A 19,558-nucleotide genomic window follows, 5' to 3' on the forward strand; every position below is an offset into this window, starting at 1 on the left:
CCGCTAAAGAGATTTATCCGACGCCGCCGTGCTCTCCCTGACGGTCAGCACCGGCGTCGGCGTCCTGACGTTCACCGGCGTGGCGGGGTCGGCGATCGCGCCGAGCAGCGTCTCGGCCACCCGCCTGCCCAGCGCGAACGTGTCGCGCGACAGCGCGGTCAGCGAGGGGTGCACGATCTGGGTCAGCACCGAGTCGTCGAAGGCCACGATCGACAGCTCGCCCGGCACGCTCACCCGCATCTCGGCCGCCACGCCCAGACCCGCCACCGCCATCACGTCGCTGTCGTAGACGATCGCCGTAGGCCGCTCCTTGCGCGACAGCAGCGCCCTGGTGGCGGCGGCGCCCTGCGCGTCGCTGAAGTCGGTCGGCACCGACACCACCTCCCGCAGGCGGAGCCTGCGCGCCGAGTCGCGAAGCGCCCTGACCCGCCGCTGGGTGTGGCGGAAGGCGGGCAGCCCCGACACGTGGGCGATCCTGGTGTGGCCGAGCGCCGCCAGGTAGTCGGCGATCGACAGCATCGCCTCCCTGTCGTCGGCCCAGACGCTGGACAGCGAGCCGTGCGGTCCCGGCCCTCCGAGCACGACCGCCGGCACGCCGAGCTCCTCGATCACCTCGATGCGCGGGTCGCGCACCTGCAGGTCGACCAGGATGAAGCCGTCGACGCGCCCCTCCGAGGCCCAGCGCCTGTAGACCTCGATCTCGGCGGCGGTGTCCTCCACGACCAGCAGGTGCAGCGCGACCGCGCCGGCCGACAGCCCCGCCTGCAGGCCCGACAGCAGGTGGGCGAAGAAGGGCTCCACGCCGATGGTCCTGGCGGGCCTGGCGATGACCAGCCCCGCCGCCTCGGCCCGCGCCCCGCCCAGCGCCCTGGCGGCGCTGTGCGGGCGCCACTTCATCTCCTCGGCGACCTTCAGGATGCGCGCCCTGGTCTCCTTGCTCACGCCGGGGCGGCCGTTGAGCGCGAAGGAGACCGCGCCCTTGGACACGCCGACCTTGGCGGCGATGTCGGCAATCGTCGGTCGCCCCACGGCTCCCCCTTCTCTAGGGCGGGAGTCTACCGATGGAGCGGTTTAGCCGCCCGCTCTTCGGTGGCGTCGAACGGGGCAGCGAAGGGGGCGCCGCGGGGTGTCAGGGGATAAGTTGACCGGGTGACCACGAACATCCGAGTGTCCGGAGATGTCCACCCGCGGCTGGCCGACGGGTTCGAGCGGATCAGGCGCGAGATCAAGCTGCCCGAGGTGTTCCCGCAGGCCGTACTGCGGGAGGCCGAGCAGGTGGCGCAGAGCCCCGCGAGGACGGCCAGGCAGGACCACACGGGGCTGCCGTTCGTCACCATCGACCCGCCCGGATCCATGGACCTGGACCAGGCCCTGTTCATCGAGGCACTGGGCGCGGGCTACCGCGTGTGGTACGCCATCGCCGACGTCGGCGCCTTCGTCAGACCGGGCGGCGCGCTCGACGCTGAGGCCCGCACCAGGGGCGAGACGGTCTACCTGCCCGACGGCAAGGTGCCGCTGCACCCGCAGGTGCTGTCGGAGGGCGCGGCCAGCCTGCTGCCCGGCGTGACCAGGCCCGTCGCGCTGTGGCGGATCGACCTCGACGCCGAGGGCCGCACGGTCGGCGTGGACGTGCAGCGCTCGCTGGTTCGCAGCCGCGAGCGGCTCGACTACGACTACGTGCAGGCCGCCGTCGACACCGGCACCGCCGACGGCACGCTCAAGCTGCTGGCCGAGGTCGGCCGGCTGCGGTTGGAGTTGGAGAGGGAGCGTGGCGGCGTCACGCTGCCCACGCCCGAGCAGGAGGTCGTCCGCGACGACGACGGCTACCGGCTGGAGTACCGGGTGCCGCTGCCCTCCGAGGCGTGGAACGCGCAGATCTCCCTGCTGACCGGCATGGCGGCCGCCTCGATGATGCTCGACGCGGAGATCGGCGTGCTGAGGGTGCTGCCGAGCCCGCAGCCCGGCGACCTGGCCAAGGTGCGCAGGGTCGCCGCCGCCCTGGAGGTGCCGTGGCCCGAGGGCGCCTCCTACGGCGACGTCGTGCACGGGCTGGACCCCAAGAACCCCGCCCAGGCTGCGTTCCTGAACGAGTCGAAGATCCTGCTGCGCGGCTCCGGCTACCTCTCGTTCAACGGCGAGCCACCCGCGATGGCCGAGCACTCGGCGGTGGCCGCGCCGTACGCGCACGTCACCGCGCCGCTGCGGCGCCTGGTCGACCGCTACGCCACCGAGACGTGCCTGGCGATCGCCGCGGGCGAACCGGTGCCCGGCGACATCCAGGCGGGGCTGATGGACCTGCCGGAGATCATGTCCTCCACCGGACGCCGCGCGGGCGCCGTCGAGCGGGCCTCGATCGACCTCGTGGAGGCGTTCGTGCTGCGCGACAGGATCGGCCATGACTTCGACGCGGTCGTGATCGACACCGACGAGCGCCGCCAGGGCGGCCAGGTGCAGCTCACCGACCCCGCCGTCATCGCCAGGTGTGACGGCTCGCCGCTGCCGCTGGGGCAGCGCGTCCGCGTCAGGCTCACCCAGGCCGATCCCGGCACCCGGGAGGTCCGCTTCGCCCTAGCCCTCGCCTGAGCCGCCCGTGTGAGCCGTCGTCGCCCCTCCCTGGAGCCGGGGCGACGGCGTGAGCACCCGCGTTAGGCTGGCCGTCATGATTCTCCGTCATGTGACCATCGACTGTGCCAACCCCTATGAGCTCGGGACGTTCTGGAGCACCGTGACCGGCTGGCCGGTGTCCGGCGAGGACGCGCCCGGCGATCCCGAGGTGCTCGTCGAGGCCCCCTCGCCCCTGCCAGGCATGCTGTTCATCAGGGTGCCCGAGGGCAAGACGGTGAAGAACCGCATCCACTTCGACTGGATGCCGACCGAGCGCACGCGCGACGAGGAGGTCGAGCGCGTCATCGGCCTGGGCGCGAAGCTGTACGAGGACCACCGCACCGCCGAGGGCCTCGGCTGGGTGACGCTGCTCGACCCCGAGGGCAACGAGTTCTGCGTCGAGCGGAGCAAGGGCGAGCGCGGTCTCTGACGAGCCGGTCCGGGGGGCGGACGGCCGGAGGCCGCGCGCGAAGCCGGGGGAACCTCACGCGCGGCCCGTCCGATGTCCGATGGCTAGGTCACTTCTTGAGCGGGCTCCAGCCCGCGCCGACGCCCATGAGGTGGAGGGCGACGCAGAGCAGACCGGCGGTGCCGAGGGTGGTGACGGTGAGCAGGCCGCCGACCGCCACACCGGCGATCTCGAAGACGAGGGCGAGCACGAACAGCAGGGCAGCGATCAGAGCGAACATCCCAACCTCCAGGCGGGGGATACCTTCCGACATGGGGATGTCCGCTGTGATCACCCAGGAAACTGGCCTGAAGGTGACGTTGGGTGAACCTCCCACCACAACACCTTGACCGCCCGGTCAGCCCTTCGTTGATTCCTGTACGGCAAGGCCGGGTCGAGGCCACCGGGGTCACCGGTCACCGTCCCTCCATCACGCCACTCCAGCAGAACTCCGGCCCCCGCCGCCACGTCAGGCACGTCAGGCCCGTCAGGCGAGCCCTTGGCCCCCGGCAGAGTCTCCTCCTGTACGGCGAGGCCGGGTCGAGGCCACCGGGTCACCGGTGACGGCCTCCTCCTCCCGAACGTGTCCCCCGCCGCCAACTGCCGGCGCGGTCCTCTTCTCGGAGGCACCGAGCTGGGGTTTCACCTCTCAGCCGTGCGTGTTCTCAGAAGTCGTGACCGTCTCCGCTTCCGAGAACGCGATCTTCTTGCAAGTCGGGTGACCTGCGCAGATCGGCTCGCCCTGGGGCTGGGGACACGTTCGGGAGAAGACCCCCTGGCGGCCGATCCGGTGCTCGGGCCGCTGGTTCTGGCCCGTTCCGGGCTGATCGTGCCGGGGGCGTGGAGCCCGTTCGAGGTCGGCGGACGCACTTGCCACGGCGGCGTGCCCGATCACGACGCGGACTCGACTACGGCGCTGGAGGCGACCGTCGTGGCTGGGCGTCCGGGGCTACGACCCGGTTCGGGCGTGGCCGCGACGGCGGGCCTGTCCTGGGCGGGGCCGGACCTGCGGCATGCCCTGGCGTTCTCGAGGCCCGCAGACGTTCCCGGCGGTCGAGGCCCCGCTCGGCGCGACGCTCGCGGAGCTCGGCCTCGGCCGTCCGACGCGCACCCCGGGGAGGGGCCGTGGCCGGCGCCGGCAGCCGTCCACTTGATGGTCCACGGCGACGGCCGCCGCTGAGCCGGGGCTCGCGCCACCCGGACGGCGAGAGCCCAAGGAGCGTTGACTTTGTCGCAACCTATGACGCATCCTATTGCTACAAAGCTTGCGACAAAGGAGGCGCTATGACCCTCGAACCGCTACCGGACACCGGCCCGCCGACGCGTGCGGCCGATCTGCGCATGGCGGGCGAGTGGCTGGCCCGCCACGACCTGGCCGACACCCACCCGACCCCGCTGCTCGCCAGCCGGCTGGCGGTCCGCAGACGCGCCCGCCTGGCCACTTACGTCATCCTGGCCGCGCTGATCATCGTGAGCGCCTTCACCGCCACTTCCGCTTTCGGCGGCCTCCAGCCGCATCGCCCGCTGTCGCTGCTGGCCCTGGCCGCGTCGGTGGCCGGGCTACTGCTGGCACAGTCCTTGCTCGACCGGTGGGTGCGACGCGTCGACCAGCGGGCGGGCGCGACGCTGTCACGCAGGGCCGCCCATCCGATCCAGCCCGGCTGGCGGACCGTGCTCGGCCGGCCGTACGCCATTTTCGCGGTCGCCACGTTCGCCGGCGCGATGGCGCTGGCCGCAAGCGCCCTGGCCGTTTCCGAGCCCACCGTGCGGCAGATGGCCGTCGTCGTGCTGATCGGCCTGCTCGGCGCGATGGCCATCACCGCCATGCAGCTGCGCCACCTGCTCAGGTTCCCGGTCGTGGCGGAGGACGAGGAGTCGCTGACCGCCGACGTCATTATGCGCGTCGAGGACGCCCGCGAGCTCACCACGCCGAGTGTGCAGTGGTCGCTGCCGGTGGTGCTGTTCGGCACCGCGCCCGGCTGGTGGGGCGCCGCCGCGTTCGCCTACCTGATCCTGAGCCTGGCCGCGTGCGTCGCGCTCCATGCCAGGACGCCGTCGTGCGCGACGGTGGCCCAGCGGGTCATGAACATCCGATGATCATCATCGATGCGGCCTCGCCGGTGCCGCCGTTCGAGCAACTGCGGGCCCAGCTCGCCCGGCAGATCCAGGACCGCACGCTGGCCGTGGGCGCCCGGCTGCCGACCATCCGCCACCTCGCGGCCGACCTCGGCCTGGCCGTCAACACGGTCGGCCGGGCCTACCGGGAGCTGGAGGAGGCGGGGCTGATCGAGACGCGCGGGCGGGCGGGCTCGTTCGTGTCGGCCGCCGGCGAGGAGGGCAGGGAGCGGGCCCGCAGGGCTGCCGCCGACTACGCGGCCGTGATCGCCAGCGTCGGCATCGACGCGGGTGAGGCGATCCGCATCGTGCAGGCGGCTCTGACGCCCGGCGCGGCGGCACCGACCTCGTCATGACCGCGCCCGGCGGCAAGGTCAGGTCGCCCGGCGTAGCGGCCGATCAGGCGGCGTCCGAGCCGACTGGCCGGGAAGATGCGCCGGGCGCGGCTGCACCTGCAGATCGGCACGCTGCATCGGCTGCTCCAGGTATCGGTGCGCCCAGCCGGCTCCCCGCAGTAGCTCGGGGCGTGGTGCGGGCACGTTGGCCTCGATCTGTCGGTCGCCGCCGGGGTTTCAGCTCCGGCACGTACGTGTAGATGGCGGAACGGCTGACGCCCAGCAGCCGGGGAGCCGATCGCGACCGCTTTGCGCAAGAGCGTCGAGGCGGCCAGGCCGGCGGCGGCGAGCGGGGAGAAGATCACTTGACCGCGTCATTTTCGAAGCACCGGCCCGGCCCCGCGCCATCGAGCACATGATTTCCCACGACTAGCAGGGCGAACGGCTCGGAAACCACGATTGACCCATGATGAAGGAGAGGACCCGATGCTCGAGATCAGCGAGCTGCGCAAGCGCTTCGCGGGCGGCCCCGACGCTCCCGACGGCAAGCTCGCCCTGGATGGGATCAGTTTCGTCGTACGGCCGGGGGAGATGTTCGGGTTCGTCGGCGCGAACGGCGCGGGCAAGACGACGACCATGCGCATCGTGATGGGTGTGCTCCAGGCCGACTCCGGCTCGGTGAGCTGGCAGGGCCGCTCGCTCGGCTACGACGACCGGCGCCGCTTCGGCTACATGCCGGAAGAGCGTGGCCTCTACCAGAAGATGCGGGTCGCAGAGCAGATCGAATACTTCGGCCGCCTGCACGGGATGAGCGCCGAGGCCGCCAAGAAGGCCACCGAGGACCTCATGGAGCGGCTGGGCGTGGCCGAGCGCGGGAACGACCCGGTGCAGGCGCTCTCCTTAGGCAACCAGCAGCGCGTGCAGCTGGCGGTGGCGCTGGTGCACGACCCCGAGGCGCTGGTGCTGGACGAGCCGTTCTCCGGGCTCGACCCGATCGCGGTGGACGCGCTGGCCACCGCGCTGCAGGAGCGGTGCAGGGACGGGGCGCCGGTGATCTTCTCCAGTCACCAGCTGGAGCTGGTCGAGCGGCTGTGTGACTCGGTCGGCATCGTGGCCGCCGGGCGGATGGTGGCCACGGGCACGGTGGCCGACCTGCGCTCGGCCGGAAATGACACGCTGCGGGTGGTCGTCCGCGATCCGGCCCATGGCTGGGCGGACGGGCTGCCCGGCACAGTCACCGTGTCCGGTGACCGGCACATTCTGCGTACGACGTACGGCGACGACCAGGAGATCCTGCGCCGCGCCATCAAGGCCGGGCACGTCGAGCACTTCGGCCACGAGCGCCCGACCCTGACCGAGATCTTCAAGGAGGCCGTGGCGTGAACGGGTTGATGCTGGTCGCCCGCAGGGAGATCGTGACGCAGATCCGCACGAAGGCGTTCGTCATCGGCCTGATCATCACGGCCGTGCTGGTGGCGGCCGTCTCCTTCGCGCCGAAGCTGCTCGACGGGCCTGAGTCCTACACCCTCGGCACCGTCAACTCCCAGCGGCTGCCGCTGGAGGCCGCCGCCCCGGACGCGGAGTTCACCTGGCGCGCGTTCCCCGGCGAGGCCGCCGCCAAGCAGGCCGTGCTCGAAGGGGACGTGGATGCGGTGCTGGTCAACGGCACCAAGGTGCTCACGGACGGGGAGATCGACGACCAGCTCGGCGTGCTCCTGCAGAGCGTCAACCGCGAGGCGAAGCTCGGTGCCGCCGGCGTGTCGATCCCGCCGCTGCAGGTGGTGTCCGTAGGCGCCGACACCCGCTATCAGGCCGCGCGCACCGGGCTCGCCATAGTGCTGGTGATCGTGCTCTTCATGATGCTCATCGGCCAGGCCACGATGGTCGCCATGGGGGTGGTGGAGGAGAAGGGCAGCAGGATCGTGGAGATCCTGCTGGCCACGCTGCGGCCGTGGCAGCTGTTCGGCGGCAAGATCGTCGGGCTGGGCGCGGTGGGCCTGATCAACCTGGTCACGATCCTGGCGGTCGGCCTGGCCGCCTCCAGGTTCTCGGGGATCGCCGGCGACTTCCCGCCCGGCATGCCGGGGCTGGTGGCCGGGGTGCTGGTGTGGTTCGTCCTCGGGTACGCCTTCTTCGCCACGCTGGCGGGGGCGTTCGCCTCGCTGGTCTCGCGCCAGGAGGAGGTCAACAGCGTGCTGACGCCGCTCATCATGGTGATCATGTTGAGCTACTTCGTGGCCTTCTACACCGCCACCAGCGATCCCACGGGCACGCTGGCCACGGTCATGTCGTGCGTGCCGCCCTTCTCCTCGATCGTCATGCCGATGCGGATGGCCGCGACCGAGGTGCCGCTGTGGCAGGCGGGGCTCTCCATGGCCGCGATGGTGGCGGCGGTGCTCGCGGCGTTGGCCTTCGGCGCCAAGGTGTACCAGCGGGCGGTGCTGCGGACAGGCGCCCGGGTCAAGCTCGGCGACGTGGTGCGCATGCGGTAATGACCAATCCCAAACGGGCACCCGCCTCACCTGGAAGACGCTGATCTCCGGTTTCGGCGGGGTGTGGCTGCTCATCGTGGCAGGAAGCGTGATCGCGACCGGCGAGGGAAAGCTTCCGTGGGTGGCGCCTCATGCCCGCGTTGATCGCCGCGGCCCGCCTTCACCCGGCCAGGCAAAGATCGTCAACCGCCCCGGGAGCTAAGTAACCGCAGGTCAGTGATAGTTCCGTGGGATTTTCCGCGATTACTGCCGGGACCCCAACAGGGAATTACGAACACACGGCTGCCGGACGCCGCCGACCTCGTCCGTCAGGCCACCTCCGAGTTGCTGGAGACCGTCACCTCAAATCCAACGGATATGGGTGTGACCTGCGTGGAGTGGAATCTGGGCCCGCCGTCCCGTGATCGTGTTTCTCAAGGAGTTCCCGCAGGTCAGCAGCAACACCGCAGCATGTCCGGGGCGAGAGCCGCGACCAAGACGGCGGGTCCGGTGAGCGGGGGCAAGTTGCCTTGTCTCCTCTGGTGGGCTCAGGACAGGGAGGAGTAGGCGACGACGCCTCGGCGCATGGCGTCCATGGCCTTGTTGGCGGTCTGCTTGACCTTGCTGCCGGGAGGCGCGGCGTTGCCGACCTGCCCCAGCAGGTCCATCAGCTGCTTGACCCAGCGCACGAAGTCGCCCGCCGCCAGCTCGTTGCCGTTGATGCCGTCCGTGAGCACCGCGTCGAGGGTGTGGCCCTTCGTCCAGCGGAAGGCCGCCCACGCGAACCCGAGGTCGGGCTCGCGGATGATGGACAGCCCGTTGTCCTTCTCGATGCCCTCCAGCTCGCCCCACAGCCTGACCATCGCCGTGAGCGCGTCCTGGGCGCGCCCCGCCGGGATCTTGGGCCGCCTGGCGTCGTCGGCCTGGCGCGACTCGAACACCAGCGCCGAGACGCACGCGGCCAGCTCGGCGGCGTCGAGCTCCTCCCACAGCCCCGTCCTGAGGCACTCGGCCGTCAGCAGGTCGAGCTCGGTGTAGAGGCGGCCGAGGCGGCGGCCCTCCGCGGTGACGTTCTCGTCCTCGAGGTAGCCGAGCTGCTCGAGGACCGCGCAGATGCGGTCGAAGGTGCGGGAGATGACGTGCGAGCGGCCCTCGACGCGACGGCGCAGCCCCTCGGTCTCGCGCAGCAGCTTGTAGTAGCGCTCGGCCCAGCGGGCGTGGTCCTCGCGGTCGGCGCAGCCGTGGCAGGGGTGCTGGCGGATGAGCCGCCGCAACTCGATGATCTCCTCGTCCTCGACCGCGTGGTCGCGGGCGCGCGGCGGCTTGCCGAGGTCTCGGTCGCCGATCTTGGCCAGCAGCGTGGAGACGAGGTTGGCGCGCTCCTTCGGCGCTCGGGCGTTGAAGTTGCGCGGGATGCGGATCTTGTCGAGCGGCTCGACCGGCACGGGGAAGTCGGCGGGGTCGAGCTTCTTGACCTGCTTGCCGATGGTCAGCACGAGCGGGTTGGGCCCGTGCCCTCGCGGGTTGAGACCGGGGTCGAGCACGATCGCCAGGCCCGCCCGCCGTCCGCCGGGCACGCGGATGACGTCGCCCGGCTTCAGCGCCTCGAGCGAGCGCACCGCCGCGGCCCTGCGCGCGCTCCCGCGCTGCTTGGCCAGCTCGGTCTCGCGGTCGGACAGGCGGCGGCGCAGCCCCGCGTACTCGGGGAAGTCGCCGAGGTGGCAGTGCATCGCCTCGTGGTAGCCCTCGAGCGCCTCCTCGTGCTTGCGCAGCTGCTTGGCGATGCCGACCACCGCCCTGTCGGCCTGGAACTGCGCGAAGGAGGCCTCGAGGAGGGTCTTGGCGCGCTCGCGGCCGAACTGGCCGACCAGGTTGACGGCCATGTTGTAGGAGGGCTGGAAGCTGGAGCGCAGCGGGTAGGTGCGGGTGCCCGCCAGACCCGCCACCGAGATGGGGTCCATGCCGGGCTGCCAGACGACGACCGCGTGGCCCTCGACGTCGATGCCGCGCCGGCCTGCCCGCCCTGTGAGCTGGGTGTACTCGCCCGGGGTGAGGTCGGCGTGGGTCTCGCCGTTCCACTTGTCGAGCTTTTCGATGACCACGCTGCGCGCGGGCATGTTGATGCCCAGCGCCAGGGTCTCGGTGGCGAAGACGGCCTTGACCAGGCTGCGGGTGAACAGCTCCTCCACGACCTCCTTGAAGGCCGGCAGCATGCCCGCGTGGTGGGCGGCCAGGCCGCGCTCCAGGCAGTCGCGCCACTCCAGGAAGCCGAGCACCGTGAGGTCCTCGTCGGGCAGGTGGGCGGTGCGCTCGTCGACGATCTGGCGGATCTCGTGGCTCTCGCGCTCGGTGGTGAGCCTGATGCCCGCGAACAGGCACTGCATGACGGCCGCGTCACAGCCCGCGCGGGAGAAGATGAAGGTGATCGCGGGCAGCAGGCCCTCGGAGTCGAGCTTGTCGATGATCACGGCCCTGTCGGGCGTGCGGAAGCGCTGCGGCCTGCCGTACCCTCTCCTGCCCCTGCCGCCCGCCAGCCGCTCCTCGTCGCGCGTCAGGCGCAGCAGGGTGGGGTTGATCCTGGAGAGGTTGTCGCCCTCCTCGGTGGAGAACAGGTCGTAGACGCGGTTGCCGACCATCATGTGCTGCCACAGCGGCACAGGCCGGTGCTCGTCGACGATCACCGTGGTGTCGCCGCGCACCTCGCCGAGCCACTGGCCGAACTCCTCGGCGTTGCTCACCGTCGCCGACAGCGCCGCCAGGCGCACCGACTCGGGCAGGTGGATGATGACCTCTTCCCACACCGCGCCGCGGAAGCGGTCGGCCAGGTAGTGGACCTCGTCCATCACCACGAAGCCCAGCCCCGCCAGGGTCGCCGAGCCGGCGTAGAGCATGTTGCGCAGCACCTCGGTGGTCATGACCACCACGGGAGCGTCACCGTTGACGCTGTTGTCGCCGGTGAGCAGGCCGACCTTGGCGGTGCCGTACCGCTTGACCAGGTCGTTGTACTTCTGGTTGGACAGCGCCTTGATGGGGGTGGTGTAGAAGCACTTCTGCCCCTGCTCAAGGGCCAGATGGACGGCGAACTCGCCCACCACCGTCTTGCCCGAGCCCGTGGGCGCCGCCACCAGAACGCCGTCGCCCGCCTCCAGCGCCCTGCACGCGTCGAGCTGGAAGTCGTCCAGCTCGAACTCGTAGTGCCCCCGAAACGATCGAAGTGCGGCGCCGTCGTCCCCGTGCTTGTCACGGAAGGCCGCGTAGCGTTCCGCTGGCGTTGTCATACCCGCCAGCCTACCGAAACCGCCATTCCGGTCAGGCCAGGCAGCCGGCAGGCCCGTATTCCAGCACGCCGGAACCCCGATCGGCGCCTTCCGCCGGTCGCCCCTGCGCTGAGCCCGGGACGCCCGTCGCGGCGGCGGGTGTCCCGGGCGAGCGCCTTTACATTGTAGATCAGAGGCCGATCATCCGCAGGATCGGCGTCCCCACGGACCCCAGCCAGGTGCACAGCGCGGCGAGCGGCTCGCGCAGCGTCGTCCCCGCCCCCGCGACTGCTCCGACGGCCTGCGCGATGCTCGTCAGCCGTCCCGCGATGGCCTGCCTGTCCGGCGCGGGACTCTCCAGCTCGGCCCTGACGGCCTCGGCCTGCGCCGCCTGGACCGCCATCCCCGCCCCCCGCAACGCCTCGGCCAGCTGGGCGGCCCAGTCGGCGGGCTGCCCGCCCACGAAGGCCTGCTGGCCGCCGTGGATCGTCTGGTCGCCCGCGACGTTGTTGATGTTGCCCTGCTGCGAACCGATGTTGAAGACCACTGCTACCTCCGTAGAGCGGGCGCGTTCCATGAGTGCCTCGGATCCACGTCGACCTTGCGCGCCCGCGCCGCCGCGACGATCTGCATGATCAGCCCGATCCAGAACAGGATGTTGCCGACGAAGCCCACGCCGAAGGCGACGAGCCCGATCGGCACCCCGAGACCAACGTCGGGCCCGAACGGGAAATCCCTTGGCATCTGCCCGCTGCCGAACGAGCTCTGGAAGTCCCCCATCCCTCTGAGCAGGAAGTAGGCGTAGACGGCGGCGCCGCCGAACATCATCAGCACGCCCAGCCAGAACACCGCCCTGGCCTTGCTGCGGTAGGCGGCCACCTGACGCAGGAAGCTGTCGCGCCGTTCGATGTAGTGGTTGTACTGGTCGCCCGCCACGTTGTTGAGCTGGTGGGCCGCCTGGCTGCCGACGTGGTAGGCGGCGGCTCTCGGCATGGCGGCCGTATGACCGCGCTCACCCGCGCCCGTGTCGTCCTCGTAGCGGGCGTGCACGGTGCCGAGCCGTACGACCTCTCCGTCGCGCAGCCGTCTCGGCCTGGAGACCCGCTCCCGCTCGACCATCGTGCCGTTGCGGGAGCCGAGGTCCTCGATGGTGACGCCGCCGCCCCCGACGGGCACGATGGCGGCGTGCGCGGCGCTGAGGTGCGGATCCTCCAGGCGCAGATCCGCCGCGGAACCGCGGCCGATCACCTGCCGCCGCTCCCCGACGGGCAGGACGGTCCCCTCCAGTCCGGGGGGATGGATGACGATCAGGCGAGGCATGCGTCCATGGTGAGCCGACCGGCAGGACAGCGCCTGAGTAGCCCACTACTCAAATCAGGACGCGCAGCGCTCCTGGCGAAACGGCGCAGGTCAGCGGGAGGGGGCCGATCCGCTCACCGTCGGCGTAGGCGACCACGTCGGGCGCCTCCAGCGTGACGGTCCTCGCCCTCAGCATGGTGACCGCCGGGTGGGCGCCGTGCCCGCCCCTGTAGACGCGCGGGAAGGAGCGGACGAACGCGCCCTTGCCGACCGCGCCGAGGATCGTCACGTCGAGCAGCCCGTCGTCGGGCTCGGCGGTGGGGCAGATCCGCATGCCGGCGCCGTACGAGCGGGTGTTGCCGACCGCCACCAGCATCGCCTCCTGCTCGACCACCCGGCCGTCCAGGGTGATCCTGAAGGGGATGGGCCTGAAGTCGCGCAGCTCGCCGGCCGCGGCCAGCAGGTACTTGGCCATGCCGGGCGGCCAGGTGAGCGCGTTGGCGCGCTCGTTGACCCTGGAGTCGAAGCCGCAGCACACCACGCTCGCGAACCACTCGTCGGGGCCGACACGGGCGGCGTCGATGGCGCGCGCCCTGCCGCGCAGGATCGTCTTGACGGGGTCGCGGCCCGTCAGGCCGAGCGCGGCGGCGAAGTCGTTGCCGGTGCCCGCGGGGATGATGCCCAGCGGCACCTCGCCTCCGGCCACCGCCTGGACGGCCAGATGGACCAGGCCGTCGCCGCCGAAGGCCACCAGGGCGTCGGGGCGCTCGGCCACCGCGGTGCAGGCTCTGTCCAGGGCGTCGGCAGGGCCGTCGCCGACGATCACGCTGACCTCGGCCCCGCCCTGGCGCAACCGGCGCACCAGCGGCGCGAGCAGGCGCAGCGTCCTGCCGCCCCTGGCGGCGGGGTTGACTAAGAGGGCCAGGTCCACCCGTCAGTCGTCCAGGTTGAGCGGGGCCGCCTCGTCGTCGGACAGCAGCGCGTCGGGATCCTGCGGCCTGCGCTTCTCGCGCAGGTAGATGACGGTCTCGGCCAGGAAGTAGAGGATCACCATCGGCGCGGCCAGCGCCATCATCGTGACCGGGTCTCCGCCAGGCGTGATGACGGCTCCGAAGACGAACATCAGGAACACGACGGTGCGGCGGTGCTTCTTCACCGTGGCGTGCGACAGCACCCCGATGACGTTGAGGAAGACCAGCATCAGCGGCAGCTCGAACGAGACCCCGAAGATCACCAGCATGATCAGCACGTAGTCGAGGTACTCGTTGATCTGGATGGTGGCGACGGTGTCGGCCGGCATGAAGCCCAGCAGGATCGCCAGGCTGGTGTCCATGATGATGTAGGCGAGCGCGGCGCCACCGAGGAAGAGCGGGATCGCGATGGCCAGGAACGCCACACTGTAACGCTTCTCGTTACGGTAGAGCGCGGGAGTGACGAACGCCCAGATCTGGTAGAGCCAGACGGGCGAGGACACCAGGATGCCCACCATCGCCGAGACCTTCAGCGTGGTGAAGAACGACTGGAGGATGCCGCCTGTGGTCAGCGTGCACTGTCCAGGACGCAGCTGCTGGGCCGCGGCTGTGTCGCAGAAGGGCTCCTTGAGGAAGGCCCAGACGGGATCGAAGACGAAGAACCCGACGACAGCGCCGACGACCAGCGCGAGGAGCGCGTAGACGAGCCTGTTGCGCAGCTCGCGCAGATGCTCCATGAGGGGCATGCGCCCCTCATCGTCGACGGTGGCCTTGGTCGGCCGTTTGAGCAGCGCCATTCAGCGGTCCCTGGAGAGGTGGGGTGTGAGTCAGGCGTTCTTGTTGGCCGAGGCCTGCGCGCGCAGCTTGGCGGCCTGCTCCTCGAGCTGACGGGCCTGCTCCTCGGGCGAGGGAGCGGCGGCGGCCAGCGGCTGGGCGGGCTGAGGCTGCGGCTGGGCGGGCGCGGGCTGGGCGCCCTGCGTCGCGCTGTACTCGTCGTCCTCCTCGCGCAGCTTGGTGGTCTCGGCCTTGAAGATGCGCAGTGACTTGCCCACGCCCCTCGCCATCTCCGGCAGCTTCTTGGCCCCGAACAGCAGGACCAGCACGCAGGCGATGATCAGCAGCTCAGGCACTCCGAGGTTTGGCATGAAACATCCTTATTGAGCGAGGTGCAATCTCACCGACGATCGTACGCTGCCGGAAGCCCAGACTCATCCCCTCGGCTCCCTTTCGCCCCATTTCGGAGGCGCAATGTTTGCTCGCTGGACGCAATCCGGGCGCCGGCCCGCCGCACTTCGTCGCTCAGCCGCCTGGCCTCGGTCAACACCCTGGCCGTCGCGAACCCCAGAACGGCAAGGCCGGCCACGCCCAGCGCGACCGCGACGTAGATCCAGCTCATGACGCCTGAGCGTACAGCGCCAGCGCCCGCTCGGCCTCCTGCTGCACTCTGGCCGCCATGGCCTGCGGCGAGACGATCCTGCCGGTGTCGCCCAGGCGCAGCAGCAGCTTGAGCGTCCAGTCGTCGTCACGTGCGCGCAGCGTGATGCGCATGCGCCCCTCCCCCAGCTCCTCGACCTGCTCGTAGGGGTAGTACTCGGCCACCCACCGACCCGCGGCCGTCACCTCCAGCACGACCAGCTCGTCGGTGGGCGAGGGCCTGAAGACGCCCTGGGTGACGTCGATCGGCTCGGCGCCCGCGGGCGGGTCGGCGGGCACGTCGAGCACCTCGACCGTCAGCATCCTGTCGAGCCTGAACAGCCGCATCGCCTCCGCCCTGTAGCACCAGCCCTCCAGGTAGGTGCGGCCGTCGGCCATGACCAGGCGGGTCGGGTCGACCTCGCGGGGCGTCACCTCGTCGCGGCCGGGCACGTAGTAGCGCAGCGAGAGCCTGCGCCTGCCGGTCAGCGCCTCGCGCACCCTGGCGGCCGCGTCGGGGGCCGACTCCACGTCGACGGCGAACTGGCTGCTGACGGCCGCCGCGCCCTCTCCCGCCGCCTGCTCCAGCTTGGCCACCACGCGGGGCAGCGCGTCGCCGTGGGCGAACTCGGCCAGCTCGGGGGTGGCCGCCAGCATCCGCAGCGCCACCAGCAGCGCGCTGGCCTCGTCGATGCCGAGGCGCAACGGGCGGGCGATGGTGTCGGCGTTGTCGATGATGATCTCGCCGCCGTCCCACGAGACGTCGATCAGGTCGCCGGGGGTGTGCCCCGGCAGCCCGCACATCCACACCAGCTGCAGGTCGTCGATGAGCTGCTTCTCGCTCAGCCCGAACACCGCCGCCACCTCGTCGACCTGCGCCCCGGGGTGGGACATCAGGTACGGCACCAGCGCCAGCAGCCTCGGCAGCCGATCCGCCGTCGAACTCATGCCAGCGCCCCCTTCAGTCGTGCGATCACGGCCTCCCTCGCGTCGGGCGGCCCCACCACCCTCACGTCGGCGCCCAGGCTCGCGATCCATCCCGCCAGCCGCTCGGGGTCGGCGAAGACCAGCTCCACCGTGTCCCATCCCTCGCGCCCCTCGTGTACGGCCCGCGCGACCTGCCGCAGCCCCTCGCACGCGCCCTGCCGTACCTCGAGGACGGCGGTGCGCTCCTGCATCGCCTCCTCGGGGAAGCCGACCATCTCCCGCAGGTCCACCCCTTCGGGCACCTCGACCACCCCTGGCCTGCCGACCGGGGCGACCTGTCCCGTGATGCGGCTGAGCCTGAAGACGCGGGGGGCGTGCCTGTCGCGGTCGAAGCCGGCCACGTACCACTTGCCCCTGCGGCTGATGACGCCCCACGGCTCGACCGTGCGCGTGCGCACCGACTCGCCCGCGGCGGGGCGGTAGTCGAACCTGACGACGCGCCTGTCGCGCACCGCCTCCCACAGCGCGGGGAAGGAGGGGTCGCGCGTGTCGACGCGCAGCTCCAGCGCCTCGCCGGGCCCCGCGTCGGTGGCGACGCCGCCCGCGCGCAGCTTCAGCAGCGCCCCGCTGGCCGCCTCGGCAAGGCTGGCGCGCTGCCACACCTGCGCGGCCAGGCCGAGCACGGCCGCCTCGTCGGGCTCCAGCGTGATCTCGGGCAGCTCGTAGGCCTCGCGCTGGATGCGGTAGCCCGGCTCGTCCTCCCACGGGTCGCGGTGGACCTCGATGGGGATGCCGATCTCGCGCAGCTCGTTCTTGTCGCGCTCGAACATCCGCTGGAAGGCCTCGTCGCCGTCGCGGTCGTAGCCGGGGACGGCCTGGCGGATCTGCTCGGCCGACAGCGGCCGGCGCGTCGCGAGCAGGCAGATCACAAGATTGAGCAACCGCTCTGTCTTACGGCGCGACATCTGCCCTTCTCCTCACTCATTCGACGCTACCCTGCCTCCGTGATCAGATGGCGCAAGGGCGAGGTTGTCCGGATCCGGCGCGAGTGGCCGGGAGCTGTGGAGCTCGAGGTCACCGTCCCCGAGGGGACCTGCAGGGCGCTGGCCTATCCCCCACTGGTGGGGCGTCCTGAACCGGGTGACGAGGTGCTGCTCAACACGACCGCACTCGCGATGGGTCTCGGTACGGGAGGTTACGCCATGGTGGTGGCCGTCCCGAACAGATTGCCGGAAGATCCTGAAGGTCCAGGCCACCTGGTGAAGGCACGCTACACCCCGATGCAGGCCACCGTGCTCGGCGCGGACGAGCAGGACTCCCCCTTCCACGAGCTGCTGCGCGAGGCCGACTCCCTCGACGGGATGCCCGTCGTGGTGGCCGACCTGCACTCGGCTCTGCCGCCGATCCTGTGCGGGATGCGGCCGAGACCCAGGGTCGCCTACGTGATGCTCGACGGCGGCGCGCTTCCCGCCTGGTTCTCCATGGCCTGCGCGAAGCTGCGCGAGATCGGCTGGCTGGCCGGCGTGGTCACCGTGGGCCAGTCCTTCGGCGGGGACGTGGAGGCCGTCACCACCCACACCGGCCTGCTGGCCGCCAGGCACGTGCTGAAGGCCGACGTGGTGATCGTCACCCAGGGCCCCGGCAACCTCGGCACCGGCACCAGGTGGGGCTTTTCGGGGGTGTCGGCGGGCGAGGCGGTCAACGCCGCGGCCGTGCTGGGCGGCCGCCCGGTCGCGGCGCTGCGGATCAGCGAGGGGGACACACGCGAGCGGCACATCGGCGTCTCGCACCACTCGCTGACCGCCTACGGCAGGGTGGCGCTCACACCGGCCCAGGTGGTCGTGCCGGAGCTGCCGGGTGAGTTCGGCGAGCGGGTGCGCGACCAGGCCGAGCTGCTGGCCGTACGGCACGAGCTGGTCTCCGTGCCCGTGGACGGGCTGTACGAGGCGCTGCTCGACTCGCCTGTCAAGCTGTCGACGATGGGCCGGGGTCTCGAGGAGGACCTGGCCTACTTCCTGGCCTCGGCGGCGGCCGGGCGGCACGCGGTCACACTTCTGGACTAGAGCCGGATCCTCCCGAGGAGTGACGACACGGCGCCTCCGTGCGGGGATCGTGAGGTGATGAAGCGAACTCGTGTCGCGCTGCTCACGATCCTGGCGCTGGCCCTGACCGCCTGCGGGGCGGGCGGCGCCGTCTCCGGCGGCGCCCGGCCGACCGCCCGGCCCAGTGATCAGCACAGCGGCGCTCACAGTGGCCTGCACGGAAGCCCGGAGACGGCACCCGCCACCGCGCCGCTGCGCGGGGGCGAGCGGTTCGTCACGCTGACGATGCCCAAGCCCTACACGCCCAAGCCCCCCAACGGCGGCACCGATGAATACCGCTGCTTCCTCATCGACCCTGGTCTGAAGGACGGCGACACCTTCCTGACCGGCACCCAGTTCGCCGCGCAGAACGGCGACGTGGTGCACCACGCCATCCTGTTCAGGGTGGACGCCGACAAGGTGGCGGGCGTGCGCGCCCACGACGCCAAGGAGCCGGGCGAGGGCTGGGGCTGCTTCGGCGACGCGGGGGTGGGCGACGCCGACTGGATCGGTCACTGGGCGCCCGGCACCAGCGAGATCCTGCTCGATCCGAAGCTCGGCTACCCGATGGCCGCGGGCAGCGCGCTGATCATGCAGGTGCACTACAGCACGCTGGCCATCGGCGACCGTCCGGCGGGCGAGGACCAGTCGAGTGTCAGGCTGCGCCTCACCACCGGCAAGCTGACGCCGCTGCGCACCGAGCTGTTCATGGCCCCCATCGAGCTGCCGTGCACGGCGGAGGAGAAGGGCGCGCTGTGCGAGCGCGAGGCCGCCATCGCCGACGTGAGCAGGCGCTTCAGCCTGGACGCCAAGGAGCAGACCACCGCCCTGGTGAAGTGGTGCTCGGGAGGCGAACCCTCACCTGGCCCCACCCAGCACTGCGACATGCCGATCCAGGAGCCCGCCACGCTGCACGCCCTGGCGGGGCACATGCACCTGCTGGGCCGCTCCATCAAGGTGGAGCTGAACCCCGGCAAATCAGGCGCGCGGACCCTGCTCGACGTGCCGCGCTACGACTTCGACAACCAGGCGCTGCAGCCGCTGGCCGAGCCTGTCACCGTCAAACCCGGCGACACGATCCGCACCACCTGCACCCACGACGCCTCGCTGCGCGCCCAGCTGCCGCTGCTGCGCGACCTGCCGCCGCGCTACGTGGTCTGGGGCGAGGGCACCCAGGACGAGATGTGCCTGGGCATCGTGGTCGCCTCGTAGAAGTCCTTGAAGATGAACGCCTCGGGGCCGGGCCCCTCTGCCCTGAGGCGGTCAAGGCGCTCCATGCCCTCGGCGAGCGAGGGGATCGTCCCCTCGGGGACCCACCACATCACGCTGTAGGGGTCGGCGATGCGAAGGAACCACTCCCTGCGCCGCCTGAGCACGGCCATGTGCGGGCTCTTGTAGACGAAGTTCCAGAGCGTCTCGCGCGACTCCCACACCGAGAAGTTGATCACCAGGTGGTCGCCGTACTCGTGCTGGACGGTGGCGGTCGGGTCGCTCTCGCTCTCCTTCAACCGCCACACGAAACCGGGCGCGGCGTCGGACAGCAGGTTGACGGGTTCGAGGTTGGCGACGAAGTCGGCCAGTTCGGGGGTGTCGAGGGGGGCGCGCAGGTGTGCGATGTTCAGCTGGGCGAGATGCAT

At 71.1% G+C, this 19,558-nt stretch carries 19 protein-coding genes; 8 read left to right on the forward strand and 11 right to left on the reverse strand.

Annotation, left to right across the window (positions count from 1 at the left end):
• Window positions 1–3: 3 nt before the first annotated feature.
• Window positions 4–1,029 carry a LacI family DNA-binding transcriptional regulator gene (locus tag ABFX55_RS16935; RefSeq protein WP_346122109.1) on the reverse strand — a complete coding sequence of 342 codons (1,026 nt, stop codon included), beginning with the start codon at window positions 1,027–1,029 and terminating at the stop codon, window positions 4–6.
• A gap of 120 nt (window positions 1,030–1,149) precedes the next feature.
• On the opposite strand from ABFX55_RS16935, the gene ABFX55_RS16940 reads away from it, so the two are divergent.
• Entirely contained in the window at window positions 1,150–2,583 is a 1,434-nt protein-coding gene (locus ABFX55_RS16940) for an RNB domain-containing ribonuclease (RefSeq protein ID WP_346122111.1), read from the forward strand.
• 76 nt (window positions 2,584–2,659) lie between these two features.
• The gene (locus ABFX55_RS16945; protein ID WP_346122113.1) at window positions 2,660–3,034 is read left to right on the forward strand and encodes a VOC family protein; all 375 of its coding nucleotides are present in this window, start codon (window positions 2,660–2,662) and stop codon (window positions 3,032–3,034) included.
• An 88-nt stretch (window positions 3,035–3,122) separates the two neighbouring features.
• On the opposite strand, the gene ABFX55_RS16950 is transcribed toward ABFX55_RS16945, so the two are convergent.
• Window positions 3,123–3,293 carry a hypothetical protein gene (locus ABFX55_RS16950; protein ID WP_183661613.1) on the reverse strand — a complete coding sequence of 57 codons (171 nt, stop codon included), beginning with the start codon at window positions 3,291–3,293 and terminating at the stop codon, window positions 3,123–3,125.
• A gap of 1,043 nt (window positions 3,294–4,336) precedes the next feature.
• On the opposite strand from ABFX55_RS16950, the gene ABFX55_RS16955 reads away from it, so the two are divergent.
• The 4 genes from ABFX55_RS16955 to ABFX55_RS16970 all read left to right on the forward strand — a co-directional run bounded on the left by ABFX55_RS16955 (window position 4,337) and on the right by ABFX55_RS16970 (window position 7,994).
• Window positions 4,337–5,149: a hypothetical protein gene (locus ABFX55_RS16955; protein ID WP_346122115.1), complete on the forward strand. Its 813-nt coding sequence runs from the start codon at window positions 4,337–4,339 to the stop codon at window positions 5,147–5,149.
• The gene (locus ABFX55_RS16960; RefSeq protein ID WP_346122117.1) at window positions 5,146–5,523 is read left to right on the forward strand and encodes a GntR family transcriptional regulator; all 378 of its coding nucleotides are present in this window, start codon (window positions 5,146–5,148) and stop codon (window positions 5,521–5,523) included. The genes ABFX55_RS16955 and ABFX55_RS16960 overlap by 4 nt, the downstream gene beginning before the upstream one ends.
• A 465-nt stretch (window positions 5,524–5,988) precedes the next feature.
• The gene (locus ABFX55_RS16965; protein ID WP_346122119.1) at window positions 5,989–6,885 is read left to right on the forward strand and encodes an ABC transporter ATP-binding protein; all 897 of its coding nucleotides are present in this window, start codon (window positions 5,989–5,991) and stop codon (window positions 6,883–6,885) included.
• Entirely contained in the window at window positions 6,882–7,994 is a 1,113-nt protein-coding gene (locus ABFX55_RS16970) for an ABC transporter permease (RefSeq protein WP_346122121.1), read from the forward strand. The genes ABFX55_RS16965 and ABFX55_RS16970 overlap by 4 nt, the downstream gene beginning before the upstream one ends.
• Before the next feature lie 527 nt (window positions 7,995–8,521).
• Here ABFX55_RS16970 and ABFX55_RS16975 read toward each other — a convergent pair.
• The 8 genes from ABFX55_RS16975 to ABFX55_RS17010 form a co-directional block, all read right to left on the reverse strand.
• Window positions 8,522–11,251 carry a DEAD/DEAH box helicase gene (locus tag ABFX55_RS16975; RefSeq protein ID WP_346122122.1) on the reverse strand — a complete coding sequence of 910 codons (2,730 nt, stop codon included), beginning with the start codon at window positions 11,249–11,251 and terminating at the stop codon, window positions 8,522–8,524.
• A gap of 169 nt (window positions 11,252–11,420) precedes the next feature.
• Window positions 11,421–11,777: a hypothetical protein gene (locus tag ABFX55_RS16980; protein ID WP_346122123.1), complete on the reverse strand. Its 357-nt coding sequence runs from the start codon at window positions 11,775–11,777 to the stop codon at window positions 11,421–11,423.
• Window positions 11,778–11,779: 2 nt separating this feature from the next.
• Window positions 11,780–12,550, reverse strand: a complete 771-nt coding sequence (locus ABFX55_RS16985) for an FHA domain-containing protein (protein ID WP_346122125.1) — start codon at window positions 12,548–12,550, stop codon at window positions 11,780–11,782.
• A 49-nt stretch (window positions 12,551–12,599) separates the two neighbouring features.
• Entirely contained in the window at window positions 12,600–13,460 is an 861-nt protein-coding gene (locus ABFX55_RS16990; RefSeq protein WP_346122127.1) for a diacylglycerol/lipid kinase family protein, read from the reverse strand.
• 3 nt (window positions 13,461–13,463) lie between these two features.
• Window positions 13,464–14,297: a twin-arginine translocase subunit TatC gene (gene tatC, locus ABFX55_RS16995; protein WP_346122129.1), complete on the reverse strand. Its 834-nt coding sequence runs from the start codon at window positions 14,295–14,297 to the stop codon at window positions 13,464–13,466.
• A gap of 30 nt (window positions 14,298–14,327) precedes the next feature.
• Complete coding sequence (gene tatA / locus ABFX55_RS17000; protein ID WP_346122131.1) at window positions 14,328–14,645, reverse strand: Sec-independent protein translocase subunit TatA; 318 nt, start codon at window positions 14,643–14,645, stop codon at window positions 14,328–14,330.
• A gap of 247 nt (window positions 14,646–14,892) precedes the next feature.
• Window positions 14,893–15,861 (reverse strand): helix-turn-helix transcriptional regulator, encoded by a 969-nt coding sequence (locus ABFX55_RS17005; RefSeq protein ID WP_346122133.1) that lies wholly within the window; start codon window positions 15,859–15,861, stop codon window positions 14,893–14,895.
• Window positions 15,858–16,805, reverse strand: coding sequence for a helix-turn-helix transcriptional regulator (locus ABFX55_RS17010; RefSeq protein ID WP_346122135.1), 948 nt, complete (start codon window positions 16,803–16,805; stop codon window positions 15,858–15,860). The genes ABFX55_RS17005 and ABFX55_RS17010 overlap by 4 nt, the downstream gene beginning before the upstream one ends.
• 39 nt (window positions 16,806–16,844) lie before the next feature.
• Here ABFX55_RS17010 and ABFX55_RS17015 point away from each other — a divergent pair, with 39 nt between their 5' ends.
• On the forward strand, window positions 16,845–17,903 hold the full coding sequence (locus ABFX55_RS17015; protein WP_346122136.1) for a DUF3866 family protein: 1,059 nt from the start codon (window positions 16,845–16,847) through the stop codon (window positions 17,901–17,903).
• Between the two features lie 57 nt (window positions 17,904–17,960).
• Window positions 17,961–19,133, forward strand: coding sequence for a monooxygenase (locus tag ABFX55_RS17020; protein ID WP_346122138.1), 1,173 nt, complete (start codon window positions 17,961–17,963; stop codon window positions 19,131–19,133).
• Here ABFX55_RS17020 and ABFX55_RS17025 read toward each other — a convergent pair.
• Window positions 19,070–19,558: a DUF3291 domain-containing protein gene (locus ABFX55_RS17025; RefSeq protein WP_346122140.1), complete on the reverse strand. Its 489-nt coding sequence runs from the start codon at window positions 19,556–19,558 to the stop codon at window positions 19,070–19,072. The genes ABFX55_RS17020 and ABFX55_RS17025 overlap by 64 nt on opposite strands.

The organism is Nonomuraea roseola (assembly GCF_039535395.1).
Taxonomy (GTDB): domain Bacteria; phylum Actinomycetota; class Actinomycetes; order Streptosporangiales; family Streptosporangiaceae; genus Nonomuraea; species Nonomuraea roseola.